The sequence below is a fragment of the Amycolatopsis sp. cmx-11-12 genome (genome assembly GCF_046269425.1).
Lineage (GTDB): Bacteria > Actinomycetota > Actinomycetes > Mycobacteriales > Pseudonocardiaceae > Amycolatopsis.
The window spans coordinates 19,465-33,357 of record NZ_JADNQM010000007.1 but is presented as its reverse complement, the minus strand read 5'-3'; the positions used below and the strand labels follow the sequence as shown (position 1 = coordinate 33,357).

Here is a 13,893-nt window from a genome sequence, read left to right as displayed (position 1 = left end):
CGCGGTGGCAGGGCGCCATGCTCGCGCGCCGTGACTTGAATGACCAGGTAGCGTCCTGCCGACGTCGATCGCGGACGCGGGTTCACCTACGAACACTCAGCCCACCTCGCCCGATCGCGCGTCCCGGGCACAGCGGAACCCGGAGAAGATCTGTCGCCGGATCGGGTGATCCCAGTTGCGGAACGTGCCGCGGATCGCCGCCGCGTCCGTACCGAACGAGCCACCGCGCAGGATCCGGTAGTCCCCGCCGAAGAACACCTCCGAGTACTCCTTGTACGGGAACGCGGCGAATCCCGGATACGCCTCGAATCCGCTGCTGGTCCACTCCCAGACGTCGCCGATCAGCTGATGCACCCCCAGCGGCGAGGCACCCGCCGGATACGCGCCCGCCTCCGCGGGCCGCAGGTGCCGCTGCCCGAGGTTGGCGTGCTCGGGGGTCGGTTCCTCGTCGCCCCAAGGGAACCGGCGCGATCGGCCGGTCGCCGGGTCGAACCGGGCGGCCTTCTCCCACTCCGGTTCCGTCGGCAGGCGCCGACCAGCCCAGGTGGCGTACGCCTCGGCCTCGTAGAAGGAAACGTGGACAACGGGCTCCGCGGCGGTCACCTTCTCGTACACGCCGAACCTCGTCCGCCACCAGCCGTCCTGTTCACGCTTCCAGAAACGCGGCGCGTCGATGCCGTGCTCACTGCGGTACGCCCAGCCGCGCTCGCTCCACCACCTCGGGTCTTCGTAACCCCCGGAGTCGAGGAACTCGGCGTACGCCCCGCAGGTGACCGGGGCGGTGTCGATGAAGAAGGCCTCCACCGCGACCTCGTGGGCCGGACGCTCGTTGTCCAGCGCCCACGGCTCGGCCGAGGTACCCATGGTGAAGGCACCGCCGGGCACGAAGACCTCAGCGGGCAACTGCCCGGACCGTGATGGCGGCGGAGCGGGCGCGTGCAGCACCGGATCGCCCTTGCGGAGCTGGTGGGTGGCCAGCATCGTCTCGTCGTGCTGCTGCTCGTGCTGGGTGATCATGCCGAAGGCGAAGGCGTCCTCGGTGAGCCGCCTGCCTTGCAGCGGAACGTTTTCCAGGATGTCGAAGGACTTCTCGCGCACCTCCCGGACGTACTTGCGGGTCTCCTCCGGCCCCAGCAGCGGCAGCTCCGGGCGATCCGCGCGGGCGTGCTGGAACGCGTCGTAGATGTCGTCGATGTCCGGCCGCAGCGCCTCGCGGCCGCCGACGTCGCGGACCAGCCAGAGTTCTTCCTGGCTGCCGATGTGCGCCAGGTCCCAGACCAGCGGCGACATCAGTTTCGAATGCTGGCGGACCAGGTCTTCGTCGTCGACGGCGTCCGTCAGCACGACACTGCGCTCGCGGGCCCTGGTGAGCGCCTCGGCCGCGTGGGTCCGCAGGTCTTGCGGGCTCAGCGCGCGAAGCGGGTTGTTCTCGGTGCTTTCCACGCTCATGACTGGTGGCTCCTCGAACCGTGCACGAGGGACTGCACACCCTCGCTGATCTCCGTGATGGTCTCCGGCGGCAGATCGGTCATGCCGAGTTCGGCACAGCCGAGGTCCACCACCTCGCTCGCGACGGCGGCGATCGCCCGGTCGGACAGGCCGAACCGGGCCGCGCATTCCCACCTGCCCATGACCGGTTCGCACAGTTCGAGCACTTTGTCCACTGTGGACGGGCGCGCGAGCAACGCGGCCAGCAGGGCCACCGGGTGCAGCCACCTGGCCACGGGCTGGGCGTCCAGGTAGCGGATCTCCAGGTACCCCTGTGGCCGGACCGGCGTGAAGAAGGTCGTCAGGTGGTAGGCCAGGTCGTCCTCGGTCGGCCTGCCGAGTCCGGCGCCCTCGCCCCGCCCGTCGATCCAGTCGGCGAAGGTCAGGGATTCCGGCGCGTCCCAGCCGTGGCCGGGCAGCACCATGAGCGGGGTGTCCAGGACCCGGCGGGCCCATTCCCCCGCCGGATCCCGGCTTGGTTCCGCCGATCGGGTGCGGGCCCTTTCCGTATCCATCACGCCCAGCCAGCGCGCGGACGCGTGGCCGGTGTCGTGTCCGGCGTGGACCCGGGAGTTCGCGAAGGTGGCCAGCAGCGGCGGGCCGAGCGCGTGGACGGCGGCCCAGCGGGTGGCCAGCTCTCCCGCCTCACCGGTGTCCACACAGACTTGCAGGCCCGCCGTGCTGCACATCATCGTCGCGCCACCGTCACCCATCGGGGCGAAGCGGCGTTCCATCGCGGCGTAGCGGGGTGTGCCCAGTTTGCGGGCAGGAGCGCGATGCCCGTCTATCCCGGTGTCACCCAGGTACAGGCCTCGGGCGGTGAGAAGGGTTTCGAGGTGGGCCAGATCGGCCGAGACGACGGCGTCCAGGTGGCGCAGCGTGGTCTGTGGTTGAGCGGAGATCTCCACCTGACATCCGGGCTCGAGGCTCAGCGGTGAACCTGCCGGAAGGGGGAGGGCGGGGCTGTCGGGGCGCAGTGTCCGCGGGGTGTGCGGGCCGAGCGCGGTGGCGAGATCGTCGGGATCGAGAGGCCGGGCGGGCTCGTCGGCGTAGTGCACGGTGAATTCCAGCTCTACGCCGAGAAGTCTCGGTGGCCCGTGCTTGAAGCACACGGAAGCCACATACGCCTCGCCCTCGGCTCGGTCCGACAGGACCTTCGCCGTCGCGTTCGACGCGCTCCCGGACTTCTCGGGGAAATCATGAACAGTAGTCATCTTTCCGCCGTCCAGTCGGTTGTCCGATAACTGAGAAACCTTGACTTCGGACGCTACACGCGGGGTCCGACAAATTCAGGTGCGTTCTTGCCGGGCAGGATCGGCGGACCACCTTTTAGGACAGGACGAATCAGGGCAAAGCGGGCTCGGTGCCCAGGCCCAGCGCGGCCGCCGCACCGCGAACGGCCTGGATCACCAGCTGGAGCGCGGGGCGCCGGGACGACGTCGTCCGGTAGGCGATCGAAACCGTTCGGAGCAACGGTGTGGTCAACGCGACGACGTCGATGCCCGGCGGCCGGAGGCCGAGCCCGAGGTCCGAAACGAGCGTCACCCCGAGCCCGGCCCGGACCATCGCCATCGCCGTCGACTGCTCTTCGACCTCGTGGTTGATCTTGGGGTCGAACCCGTGCCGGTGGCAGGCGGTGCGCACCGCGCGACCGAAGTGACTCTTCGGGCTGGCGAGGATCCACGGATGCTCGGCCAGGTCGAGCAGGGACGCGCTCCCGGCGGGGACGGCGCCGGCGGGCACCGCGGCGTGCAGCCGTTCGACCGCGATCACCGCACGCTCCAGACCGGCGTCCCACGGCATCGGCGCGTCCGAATAGTCGATCACGAACGACAGGTCCAGTTCACCGTCACGTACGGCGTCCGCGGTGTCCTCTGGCGCCAGCTCGCGGGTCCGGACCTGGATCCCCGGATGCTCGCCCGCGAGCGCGGCCAGCGCGTGCGGCAGCAGCCCCGAAGCGACCGAGGCCCACACGCCGGCCATGAGCCGGACCGAGACGGTCTCCTGCGCCTCCTCCAACGCCAGCGTCGCCCGCTCGACCGACCCCAGGATCTCCTCGGCGTGTTCGGTCAGCAGCAGCCCCAGTTCGGTCAGCTGCACCCGTCTGCCGAATCGTTCGAACAACTTCGCGCCCACGTCCCGCTCCAGCTGAGCCAGCTGCTGCGATACCGCCGAAGCGGTGTAGTGCAGTGACGCGGCGGCGGCCGTGACGGTGCCGCGCCTGCTCAGCTCGCGGAGCATCCGCAGGCGATGCAACGAAAGCTCCATGTCATCAACGTAATCGGGCGCGGTCGCGAATGCCGGATGGCGCGTTACACCAGTTTCTCTGCACGTCATCGTTCAGATTCGGTAAATAGACGCCCGCGCCCGGTGGGGCGCACCCTCGGAAGTGGCGCAGGACGAACCCCGAATCCCGAAGGAGGTGGCCGCATGGCCGCGAGGAACGCCGAACCGTTGATGAGGCTGATCTGGACCGACCCCGTCACCGGTGCCACCGGCTACCTCGTTGTGCACAGCCTGGTCTCCGGCATCGCGACCGGCGGGACCCGGATGCGCGCGGGCTGCACGATGTCCGAGGTCGAGGATCTGGCGAGGGGGATGGCGAACAAGACCGCGACCTTCGGCCTGCCGGTCGGCGGGGCGAAGGGCGGCATCGACTTCGATCCCAAGGACGAGCGTGCTTTCGGTGTGCTGGAACGGTTCTGCGCGTTCCTGCGGCCGTGGATCGACAACCACTGGGTGACCGCCGAGGATCTCGGCGTGCCGCAGCACCTGATCGACGAGGTGTTCGCGAAGCTGGGACTCGAGCAGTCGTACCACGCCGCGATCCGCCGTTCGGCCGATCCGGCGCACACCCTTCGCCGCGTGCAGGCCGGGTTGAGCACCCCGGTCCCCGGCGGGCTCCTGCTCGGCGACGTCATCGGCGGCTACGGCGTCGCGCAGGCCTGCCTCGGTGTCGCCGACGCGTGGGAATGGCCGGTCGAGAAGACCACGGTCGCCGTGCAGGGCATCGGCACGATGGGCGGCGGCGCGGCCTGGTACCTGCACGAAGCGGGCATGAAGGTCGTCGCGGTCGCCGACGCCGCAGGAACCCTGTACCGGCCCGGAGGCCTCGACATCCCGGCGCTGCTGGACCTGCGTGACTCCTACGGCGAGATCGACCGCGGCCGCCTGCCGTCGGACGTCCGGCTGCTCCCCCGTGACGAGATCGTGGCGACGGAGGCCGACATCTTCGTCCCGGCGGCGATCTCCTACGCGCTGAAGGCCGGGAACCAGGGCGCGGTCAAGGCGAAGGTCGTCATCGAGGCGGCCAACGCGGCGACCACGCCCGACGCAGAAGCGGGCCTCGCGGCCAGGGGCATCCCGGTGATCCCGGACTTCGTCGCCAACGCCGGCGCGGCCGCGTGGGCGTGGTGGCTCCTGCTCGGCGAGGTCGGCGCCGACCCCGCCGACTCGTTCCTGCGACTGCGGACCGAGATGCGGGCGAAGGTGGCGCTGCTGCTGAGTTCGTGGAACCTCGACCGGATCGCCCCGCGCACCACCGGCCTGCGACTCGCCGAAACCACCCGTTCGGACGCCGCCACCACTCCGGAGGCCGCCCCCGTTCTGGTCATTCCCTGACGTCGTGCGCGTGAAGGCCCCCTTCCCTCGTCCATCCATGCCCCCGCCGCCGCCCTCAACGGACGCGCTGGCGCGCGGCAGAGCTGGATTCAACCGAGGGAAGGGGACCTTCACGCGGGACAAGGCTCAGGAAGCGAAGCGATCTGTCGCGCCGACAAGGACTTCGCGCATCGGCTCGTCCTGGGTGCTGTGGCCGACCTCGTCGATGACCACCAGTTCGCTGCCCGGCCAGGCGTGCGCCAGTTCCCACGGGGTGCCGATGAGGTTGCTCAGGTCGAGGCTTCCTTCGGCGAGCACGGCCGGGATGTGGGCGAGCGTCTTGGCCTCCCTCAGCACCACGCCTTCGTCCAAAAAGGACCCTTGGCTCCAGTAGTGCGTGACCAGCCTGGCGAAGGCTAGCCGGAACTTCGGCGTCTCGAAACTCTTGTACGGCGGCGAAGTCGGGATGATCGCGTCCTCCCAGGCACACCAGTCGGCGGCCGCCTTCTCGTGCACCGCGGGATCCGGATCCATGAGCAACTTGAGGTACGCGGCCGCCAGATCGCCGTCGCGGTCCGCTTCGGGAACACCGTCACGGAACTTGGCCCAAGCTTCGGGGAAGACGCCGCCGAGACCGCGGGTGAGCAGGTCGGTCTCGCTCCGACGCCCGGTGGCGAGGCCCATCAGCACCATCTCCGACACACGGTCGGGGTGCCGCTCGGCGTAGACCAAGGCGAGCACCGAGCCCCAGGAACCGCCGAAGAGCAGCCACTTCTCGATGCCGAGATGCTCGCGAAGCTGTTCTATGTCAGCGATCAGGTGGTCGGTGGTGTTGGCGGAGAGGTCGGCGTCGGGCTCCCCCGCGTGCGGCGTGCTCCGGCCGCAGCCGCGCTGGTCGAACAGCACGACGCGGTACTTGGCCGGGTCGAAGTAGCGGCGCAGACCGGCACTACAGCCGGTTCCCGGGCCGCCGTGCAACGTGACGGCGGGTTTGCCGTCGGGATTGCCGCAGACCTCCCAGTACACGAGGTGCCCGTCGCCGACGTCGAGCATCCCTTGGTCGTACGGTTCGATTTCCGGATACAGCCGTGTCACGTTCTCGCCCTCCCAGATCCGCCCAGAAATACAACAGCGCTGTCACAATAGTCGCGATGGGTGCCTTGGTGTGCGGGATTTATTGAGGAGAAGGTCGAACGTGTCGTGTTCGTGGTGGGTCGGAGGTGGTGCCGAAGGCTTCCTTTGCCTTACCCCTCAATAAGTACATGAAGGCCCCCTTCCTTGCGCTAGGCGCAAGGAAGGGGGCCTTCATGTACTTGCCAGCGCTTAGCTTCCCAGCGTCCCCGAAACGTGCCGAAGCGCGTCTGCCAACTCCGCAGGGCCCGCCGGTCCGATGTGGACCACCGCGTCGTGCCCCTGTCCGGTCGTGTAGCTGAGGTACCGGCCCCAGTCGGTGTCGGCGAAGTGCAGCGGGTCCTCGACGGCCACGTGCCTGCCGACTTCGTCCCGCTTGCCGACGTAGAGCTCACCGCTCCCTTCGACCGGCCGCTGCACGAGGCTGACGATGTCCGCGATCACCGGCGGCAGCGAATGCGTGTCCGGCCCTCGCCGTGCCGCCTCTTCGAGCTCGTACGCCCGAATGGTGCGAAGCCTGCCACCACCCGCGGGAACGGGTGGCAACTGCTCGATCAGCGACTCGGGCAACCGTCGCCGGTCGATCTCCTGCAGCCCGACCCAGTCACCGGACGACACCGCCAGCACCGCCTGCAAACCCAGCGACGCGGCGAGAAGGCCGTAGGTCTGGCCGCCCGCGTTCACCCAGCCGTAGTACTCGATCGACGGTTTCGTGAGCACCGGCAGCCAGTCCAGGAAATCGACCGACGCGCGGCCGCTCGAATCCAGCAGCCCAGCCTGCGCCAAAGCGGCTCCCACTCGCTTGTCCGCCTCCGCGCGGGCCGTCCTGGACAGCCAGCGCGGTTCGGGACGCAGCGTGATGTGCAGGTCGCCGACCCGTTCGCGTTCGGCGAGCACCGCCAAGGCTTCGACCGGGACGTCCACCCGGCCTGTTCTCACGGTCATCCGTTACTCGCCGATGACCGGCGGACTGGTCCGCTGGTCGGTGCCGAAGATCGCGTCGGGGTCGGCTTCGATCAGGTAGTCGGGACGCTGGTGCTCGTCGTCCTCGTCCCCCTCAGCACGCCTGCCGCCTGCCCCCATCGGGCCCATCTGGCCGCCGCCGCGGCCTGCCGCGCCACGGCCACCAGCCACGTCGGCGCCACCCATGCCGCCGCCGAAGCCGCCCATACCGGAGCCCCTGCCCGCGCCGAGGCCACCGGAACCCGGCCCACCCGGACCGCCCGCGCGGCCACCGGTGCCACCCTCGCCACCGAGAAGCCTGCCCGCGGCGCTGTTGGGCCCGGGGACGTTGCGCCCGCTGCCGCTTCCGGGCGGGTTGGATCCGCCGCCACCGGGGCCATTGTTCTGGTTGAGACCGTTGGTCAGGCCGAGCACGTCGTCGGGATCGCCGCCGGTGCCGCGCCCGACGTCCCGGCCCGGGATCTCCGTGGTCCCGCCGCCAGGCTTGCCTCGGCCACCGCCGGACGGGAGCGTCGTGTCCCCTGGGCCCGGTTTCCGGGTCGGCGTCGTGATGTCCGGAGGGATCGGCCGGTCCTTCGAGCCTCCGGGACGGTCTTCGCCGGTGCCCGGCTTGTTCTGGTTCTGGTTCTGATTCTGGTCGTTGCCGGTGCGGTTCCGGTCGGTGCCGTTGCTGTCCGTGCCGTTGTTGTTCGTGCCGCTCGTGTCGGTGCCGTCGTTCTCGTCGCCACCGCCGCGCTTCGTGGTGCGCTTCGGCGGGATGTAGGGCGGCGGCTCGATCGGGCCGGGCCCGTCGCCGACCTTGACACTGACATTCGCGCCGTCGTTCTTCAGCACGCCGTAGTCGGTCGGCAGGCTGGAGCTCGTGCTGCTGGTGACCGAGTCGTACTGGTCCATCACGCGGACGTTGTTCTGGTTCGCCGCCTCGTGCTTCGCGACGCCCTCTTGGTAGTTCTTGATGTCGTTGTTGACCATGAACGGTCCGGCGATCGGGATCGCGCCCTTGAGACCGGTGGTCCAGGGGTTGGGCTTGTCCGGCTTCGGGGGCACCGGGACGACCGTCTGCCCCGAGTCGTCGAAGCTGTCGGCCTGCGTCATGACCGAGGCCTTGGTGGTGAACAGCGGGTCCGCTGTCTCCTTGAAGGCCTGTTCGAGCGGGCCCGCGCCCGCGTTCGCCGCGTCGGCGGCCGAACCCGTCCAGGACGACGACATCCGCGACTGCAGCGACTTGATGGCCATGCCGCGCTCGACATAGGCGTCCGAAAGTTCCGCGACGCGATCGGCCGCGCTGCGCAGGTTGCGAGTGTCGCCCTGGGTGAAGTTCTCGTAGATCTGTTTGCCGTCCACCCTCATGCCCCCTTGAGTGTCTTGATCACGGCCGACGCGAGTTTCTGCGCGGTTCCACAGGAATCCTGCTCATTGTCGTAGCCCTTGGCGAGGGTGCTGATCGCCAGATCGTCGGCGACGCCCACCGCGAGGTCGCAGTTGCCGCCCGCTCGCCTGTCCTGGATTCCGTAATAGACGGTCGGATAGCCGTCGACCTCGGGGCCCGGCTCCAGGAACCTCAATTGCCCGGCTTCCTTGGCCTTGTGCAGGCCGCCCAGACCGCCCATGCCCTTCTCGCGGTTGCCGCTGCCGAGGATGATCAGCAGACTGTCCGCCTTGCCGCGAATCTGCCAGCTGCAACCGGGATTGCTGCCCTCGCTCTTCGATTCACCGGGCGCGGTGAACCCCAGTTCCGAGGCCGCGGCGGGCGGGAGCAGCTTGCACACGTCACCGACGTACGCCGAAGCGTCCAGCGGATTCGCCACCTTCGGGACATTGGGGTCATCCGGCGCGGCGGACGAAGCCGACGACGGCGACGTTCCCGGGGTCGGCGTAGCCGTACCGGGAGTCTCCCCGGTACAACCCGCGACCACGACGGAAACGAGCACGAGCGCCGCTACCGCGGCGCGATTCCTCAACACGTTCGGCATCCTCAGGTCGTGCGCAGGGTGTTGGCCTGGTCGGTGGCCATGATCTTCGTCCGGGCCATCTCGAGCTTCGCGATGTAACCCTCGATGTAGGCCCTCATCGACTCGTTCTGCTTCTGCAGGCCGAGCAAGGATTCGACACCGGAGTCGACGTAGCTGGAGCTGGCCTCGTCCTGACCCGGCGGCATCAGGTCACCGACGATGAGGTCGATCTTGTCACCGTCGTCGACGACCTTCTTCAGCTCGTCTTCCCAGAGCCCGATGACGGTCTTCAGCTCCTCCGGGCTCATCTCGAACCCGCCGCCACCGCCGCCCCCACCGCCGTAAACGGTCGGTTCCTTCGGCGTGGTCAGGTCACCCCAGACGGCCTTGATCGCGCTAGCGGCATCGCCGATGATATCCACGCCCCGCACCTTCCCCTCAGCACTCACTCACCGTGATGGACAAAGAGTAGCCAAGCGGCCGACGGCGTGTCAGCCGATCCGGCCGAGTGTTCGGACGTGTTTCCAAGCCGCAAGGTTCCCGGACGGAGCAATCATCCCGCGAACTGATCACAGTACGTACGTACGGATTGCATTAACCGGGTTCCCGGTGACAGGATTCCAGGATGCCACGGGTCAGCCAGGATCACCTCGACGCACGCCGGCGCCAGATCCTCGACGGCTCCCGCGTGTGCTTCGCACGCTACGGGTACGAGGGTGCCACGGTCCGGCGACTCGAGGAGGCCACCGGCCTTTCCCGCGGCGCCATCTTCCACCACTTCCGCGACAAAGAGTCCCTCTTCCTGGCCTTGGCCGAGGACGACGCGGTCCGCATGGCCGACGTCGTCGCCGAGCAGGGCCTCGTCCAGGTGATGCGCGACCTGCTGACAAACCGCAGCGAGCACCCCGCCGACTGGCTCGGCACGCGGCTGGAGGTCTCCCGGCGCCTGCGCACCGACCCCGAGTTCCGCGCCCGCTGGGCCGAGCGGTCCCAGCAGCTGACCACCGCGACCCGCCGCCGTCTGCTGCGCCAGCGCGACGCCGGGATCCTGCGCGACGACGTCGATGTCGACGTCCTGACCGCGTATCTCGAACTGGTCCTCGAAGGACTCGTCTCCCACCTCGCGATGGGCCAGCCCGGTGACGATCTCGGTCCCGTGCTCGACCTGGTCGAGGAGAGCGTGCGGCGGCACCGCGCCCACGCGGCCGGGGGAACGCGTTAAGATTGTCCTATCGCCGCAGTACAGCGGCGGTCTCTGGTTGATTCATCCGATTGAGGAGTGACTCTTTTCGTGCGCGACGCGCAGTCACCTGGTGACAGTATCGAGCCGGGTGGCACACCCGGCTGTTCCGCGGATCTTCCTGCCGACCCCGTCCCCGCCGGCAGGAAATGATGGAAATCCTGTTCGCCGTTCTCGGCATTCTCCTGTTCCTCCTGCTGACCATCGGCACCGGCCTCGCCGTCGCCGCTGAGTTCTCCCTCACCGCGCTCGAGCGCAGCACGGTCGACGCGAACGTCCGCCAGGTCGGCGACCGCCGCGCGCACACCGTGCAGAAGGCGCACCGCACCCTCTCGTTCCAGCTCTCCGGCGCGCAGGTGGCGATCACCATCACCACCCTGATCACCGGTTACCTCGCGGAACCGGTGATCGGCGACCTGCTGCACCCGCTGTTCACCGCCGTCGGGTTCTCCGAAGGTGTCGCGAACGGCGTCTCGCTGGCGGTCGCGCTGATCCTGGCGACGTCGCTGTCGATGATCCTCGGCGAGATGATGCCGAAGAACCTCGCGATCGCCCGGCCGTTGCAGACCGCGCGCGCCGTCGCGGGGTACCACTCGCGGTTTTCGTCGATGTTCCGTTGGCTCATCACCCTGATGAACAACAGCGCCAACTTCCTGGTCCGCAAGTTCGGTGTCGAACCGCAGGAGGAGCTGCGTTCGGCACGGTCACCCCAGGAGCTCGGTTCGATCGTGCGCTCCAGCGCCGAAAGCGGCACGCTCGACACGTCGACGGCCGAACTGCTGGACAAGTCGCTGCGCTTCGGCGAGCGGACGGCCGACGAGCTGATGACCCCGCGTGTCCAGCTCGAATCGCTGACCGTGGACGACACGATCTACGACCTCATCGAGATCTCCCGCCGCACCGGGTTCTCCCGTTTCCCGGTCTACACCGAGGATCTCGACGACGTGCAGGGCGCGGTGCACATCAAACAGGCGTTCACCGTCCCGGCCGCACAGCGCGCCACGGTGCGGATCGGTTCGGTCATGCGGCCGATCCCGACCGTGCCCGAATCGCTGCCGGGCGATTCGCTGCTCAACCGGTTGCGCGATTCCCGGTTCCAGTTGGCGATCGTCGTCGACGAGTACGGCGGCACCGCGGGGCTCGTGACACTGGAAGACGTCGTCGAGGAGATCATCGGCGACGTCCGTGACGAGCACGACGAACGGGAAGAGCCGTCCTCCCAACAGGTCGGCACCGACAACTGGCTCGTGTCCGGGCAGCTTCGCGCCGACGAAGTCACCGACGAGACCGGGTTCCGGATGCCGGACGGCGACTACGAGACCATCGCCGGGCTGATCCTCGAGCGACTCGGCCGGATCCCCTCCCCCGGCGACGCCACCGATCTCGACGCCTGGCGGCTCACGGTGACCAAAATGGACCGTCTCCGCATCGCCGAGGTCGAAGTCCGCCGGGTCAGCGAAACCGCCACCTCCGCCGAGCAGGAGCCCGCCCGATGAGCGACTGGTTCAACATCTTCCTCGTCGTGATCCTGCTGCTGGCCAACGCCTTCTTCGTCGGCGCCGAGTTCACCCTGATCTCGTCGCGGCGCGACAGGCTGGAAGCCTTGCTGGAGCAGGGAAAGACGCGCGCGCAGATCGTCATCAACGCGAGTAAGAACGTCTCGCTCATGCTCGCGGGCGCACAGCTCGGCATCACGATCTGCTCGCTGCTACTCGGACGGCTGGGTGAGCCCGCCATCGCGCATCAGCTCGCCGGGTTCTTCGAACTGCTCGGGATCCCGGACGTCCTGCTGCACCCGATCTCGTTCGCGATCGCGCTGGCGTTCATCACCGTCCTGCACGTCCTCATCGGCGAGATGGTGCCGAAGAACCTCGCGATCGCCGAGCCGGAGCGGCTGGCGCTCTGGCTGGTTCCGGTGCACGTGGCCTGGGTGAAGATCGCCAACCCGTTCATCTGGCTGCTCAACTTCGTGGCGAACTCGCTGCTGCGGCTGTTCAAGGTCGAGCCGAAGGACGAACTCGAAACCGCGTACACCTCCGACGAACTCGCCGAACTGCTCAGTGAGTCGCGGCGCGAGGGGCTGCTGGAGCAGTCCGAGCACCAGCGGCTCAGCAAGACGCTGTCGTCGGTGGAGAAGACGGTGGCCGACGTCCTGGTCCCGACGGCGCAGCTGACCACGCTGCCCTGCTCGCCCACACTGGGCGACGTCGAGCGCGCGGTGTCCTCGACCGGCTTCTCGCGCTTCCCGGTCTGCGCCGACGACGGGTCGCTGACCGGCTATATCCACGTGAAGGACGTCCTCGACCTCGTGGGCAAGCAGCCGTCGACCGCTGTGCCGTCGGGCAAGACACGCACGCTGACCGAACTGCGCGCCGACGCCCGGCTGGACGAGGCGCTGTCGGCGATGCGCAAGGAAGGCAGTCACCTGGCGCGGGCGCTGAATCCGGCGGGTGACGCCGTCGGGGTCGTCGCGCTGGAGGACCTCGTCGAGGAATACGTGGGAACCGTCCGCGACGGCACCCACGTCATGTCATGACCGGCGTGATCGTCCTTCCCGAGCCTGCCTGGCGGGCTCGGGAAGACGACCACGTCGCCAGGATGCGGCGCTGGACGACACCGCACCAGCTCCGCCGCTCGCGGGGCGAGAAGCATCCGGTCCTCGACTTCCTCTTCACCTACTACTCGCACCGCCCCGGCCACGTCGAACGCTGGCAGCCGGGGCCGGGCGTCGCGCTCGAAGGCCGGTCCGCGCACCGGTTCCTGGAGCGGAAGGGCTACGTCGAGACACCGGACGGCGTCATGCTGGACCCGGCCGGCTTCACCGAGGGCAGGGCCAAAACCGCCGAATTCGTCCTCGGCCTGCTTTCCGCGACCGCTTCCCGCGCGCCGAGGCTCAGTTGTTTCGGGCTTCACGAATGGGCAATGGTTTACCGGGAATCGGCGGATGAGGTTCGTCACTCACAACTTCCGCTCCGGCTCGGTTCGGCCGGAACGGACGGTGTCGTCGAGTCTCTGGAGATCCGCTGCGGGCATTTCGACGCTTTTCGATTCTTCACCGAGCCCGCCAAGCCGCGCAACACACTGCGGCCGGAGCGGGAGAACCAGATCGAGTTCGAGCAGCCGGGCTGCCTGCACGCCAACATGGACCTCTTCAAGTGGGCCTACAAACTCGACCCGTTCGTGCCCGCCGAGCTGGTCGGGGACTGCTTCGAGCTGGCGGCGGACATCCGTGAGCTGGACATGCGCGCCAGCCCGTACGACCTCGCGGCGTTCGGGTACGCGCCCGTACGGATCGAGAGCCCGGAAGGGCGGGCCGAGTACGCCCGCGCGCAGGCCGGTTTCGCCCGCCGGGCCGCGCCGCTGCGTGAGCACCTGATAGCGCATTGCAAACGGCTCCTGACCGAGTTAAGGAAGGCGCCCGCGACACGCGGAAAACAACTGTGAGTCGTCGCATTCCCCGTAACATCCTCCCCTGTTAGAGTGATAACGGTTTGATTGCATACGCAGCGCGAGCGCGCA

At 68.5% G+C, this 13,893-nt stretch carries 13 protein-coding genes; 5 read left to right on the top strand and 8 right to left on the bottom strand.

What is annotated here, in order from left to right; genetic code table 11:
• Window positions 1-96 precede the first annotated feature (96 nt).
• From egtB to ACLARN_RS11460, 3 genes are all read right to left on the bottom strand, one after another.
• On the bottom strand, window positions 97-1,449 hold the full coding sequence (gene egtB / locus ACLARN_RS11470) for an ergothioneine biosynthesis protein EgtB (protein WP_409491322.1): 1,353 nt from the start codon (window positions 1,447-1,449) through the stop codon (window positions 97-99).
• On the bottom strand, window positions 1,446-2,702 hold the full coding sequence (locus tag ACLARN_RS11465; protein WP_409491321.1) for a glutamate-cysteine ligase family protein: 1,257 nt from the start codon (window positions 2,700-2,702) through the stop codon (window positions 1,446-1,448). Before ACLARN_RS11465 ends, egtB begins: the two co-directional genes overlap by 4 nt.
• Window positions 2,703-2,832: 130 nt before the next feature.
• Window positions 2,833-3,756: a LysR family transcriptional regulator gene (locus ACLARN_RS11460; protein WP_409491320.1), complete on the bottom strand. Its 924-nt coding sequence runs from the start codon at window positions 3,754-3,756 to the stop codon at window positions 2,833-2,835.
• Window positions 3,757-3,918: 162 nt separating this feature from the next.
• Between ACLARN_RS11460 and ACLARN_RS11455 the strand changes: the two genes are divergently transcribed.
• Window positions 3,919-5,109 (top strand): Glu/Leu/Phe/Val family dehydrogenase, encoded by a 1,191-nt coding sequence (locus tag ACLARN_RS11455; RefSeq protein ID WP_409491319.1) that lies wholly within the window; start codon window positions 3,919-3,921, stop codon window positions 5,107-5,109.
• A 126-nt stretch (window positions 5,110-5,235) separates the two neighbouring features.
• Here the strand turns inward: ACLARN_RS11455 and pip are convergent, their stop codons facing one another.
• The 5 genes from pip to ACLARN_RS11430 form a co-directional block, all read right to left on the bottom strand.
• Complete coding sequence (gene pip, locus ACLARN_RS11450) at window positions 5,236-6,141, bottom strand: prolyl aminopeptidase (RefSeq protein ID WP_409491586.1); 906 nt, start codon at window positions 6,139-6,141, stop codon at window positions 5,236-5,238.
• A gap of 270 nt (window positions 6,142-6,411) precedes the next feature.
• Complete coding sequence (locus ACLARN_RS11445) at window positions 6,412-7,143, bottom strand: ESX secretion-associated protein EspG (protein WP_409491585.1); 732 nt, start codon at window positions 7,141-7,143, stop codon at window positions 6,412-6,414.
• Window positions 7,144-7,167: 24 nt separating this feature from the next.
• Entirely contained in the window at window positions 7,168-8,532 is a 1,365-nt protein-coding gene (locus tag ACLARN_RS11440) for a hypothetical protein (protein WP_409491318.1), read from the bottom strand.
• Complete coding sequence (locus ACLARN_RS11435) at window positions 8,529-9,155, bottom strand: DUF3558 domain-containing protein (RefSeq protein WP_409491317.1); 627 nt, start codon at window positions 9,153-9,155, stop codon at window positions 8,529-8,531. The genes ACLARN_RS11440 and ACLARN_RS11435 overlap by 4 nt, the downstream gene beginning before the upstream one ends.
• 2 nt (window positions 9,156-9,157) lie before the next feature.
• The gene (locus ACLARN_RS11430; RefSeq protein WP_409491316.1) at window positions 9,158-9,556 is read right to left on the bottom strand and encodes a hypothetical protein; all 399 of its coding nucleotides are present in this window, start codon (window positions 9,554-9,556) and stop codon (window positions 9,158-9,160) included.
• Between the two features lie 203 nt (window positions 9,557-9,759).
• On the opposite strand from ACLARN_RS11430, the gene ACLARN_RS11425 reads away from it, so the two are divergent.
• From ACLARN_RS11425 to ACLARN_RS11410, 4 genes are all read left to right on the top strand, one after another.
• A complete protein-coding gene (locus ACLARN_RS11425; RefSeq protein ID WP_409491315.1) occupies window positions 9,760-10,356 on the top strand; it encodes a TetR/AcrR family transcriptional regulator in 597 nt (198 codons plus the stop codon).
• A gap of 167 nt (window positions 10,357-10,523) precedes the next feature.
• Window positions 10,524-11,870 (top strand): hemolysin family protein, encoded by a 1,347-nt coding sequence (locus tag ACLARN_RS11420; RefSeq protein ID WP_409491314.1) that lies wholly within the window; start codon window positions 10,524-10,526, stop codon window positions 11,868-11,870.
• On the top strand, window positions 11,867-12,910 hold the full coding sequence (locus tag ACLARN_RS11415) for a hemolysin family protein (RefSeq protein ID WP_409491313.1): 1,044 nt from the start codon (window positions 11,867-11,869) through the stop codon (window positions 12,908-12,910). The genes ACLARN_RS11420 and ACLARN_RS11415 overlap by 4 nt, the downstream gene beginning before the upstream one ends.
• Window positions 12,907-13,818: a 3-methyladenine DNA glycosylase gene (locus ACLARN_RS11410; RefSeq protein WP_409491312.1), complete on the top strand. Its 912-nt coding sequence runs from the start codon at window positions 12,907-12,909 to the stop codon at window positions 13,816-13,818. The genes ACLARN_RS11415 and ACLARN_RS11410 overlap by 4 nt, the downstream gene beginning before the upstream one ends.
• Window positions 13,819-13,893 lie beyond the last annotated feature (75 nt).

Coding starts and splice junctions, on each gene's coding strand:
- egtB (WP_409491322.1), bottom strand. CDS start 1,449: ATGAGCGTGGAAAGCACCGAGAACAACCCGCTTCGCGCGCTGAGCCCG.
- ACLARN_RS11465 (WP_409491321.1), bottom strand. CDS start 2,702: ATGACTACTGTTCATGATTTCCCCGAGAAGTCCGGGAGCGCGTCGAAC.
- ACLARN_RS11460 (WP_409491320.1), bottom strand. CDS start 3,756: ATGGAGCTTTCGTTGCATCGCCTGCGGATGCTCCGCGAGCTGAGCAGG.
- ACLARN_RS11455 (WP_409491319.1), top strand. CDS start 3,919: ATGGCCGCGAGGAACGCCGAACCGTTGATGAGGCTGATCTGGACCGAC.
- pip (WP_409491586.1), bottom strand. CDS start 6,141: ATGCTCGACGTCGGCGACGGGCACCTCGTGTACTGGGAGGTCTGCGGC.
- ACLARN_RS11440 (WP_409491318.1), bottom strand. CDS start 8,532: ATGAGGGTGGACGGCAAACAGATCTACGAGAACTTCACCCAGGGCGAC.
- ACLARN_RS11435 (WP_409491317.1), bottom strand. CDS start 9,155: ATGCCGAACGTGTTGAGGAATCGCGCCGCGGTAGCGGCGCTCGTGCTC.
- ACLARN_RS11425 (WP_409491315.1), top strand. CDS start 9,760: ATGCCACGGGTCAGCCAGGATCACCTCGACGCACGCCGGCGCCAGATC.
- ACLARN_RS11420 (WP_409491314.1), top strand. CDS start 10,524: ATGATGGAAATCCTGTTCGCCGTTCTCGGCATTCTCCTGTTCCTCCTG.
- ACLARN_RS11415 (WP_409491313.1), top strand. CDS start 11,867: ATGAGCGACTGGTTCAACATCTTCCTCGTCGTGATCCTGCTGCTGGCC.
- ACLARN_RS11410 (WP_409491312.1), top strand. CDS start 12,907: ATGACCGGCGTGATCGTCCTTCCCGAGCCTGCCTGGCGGGCTCGGGAA.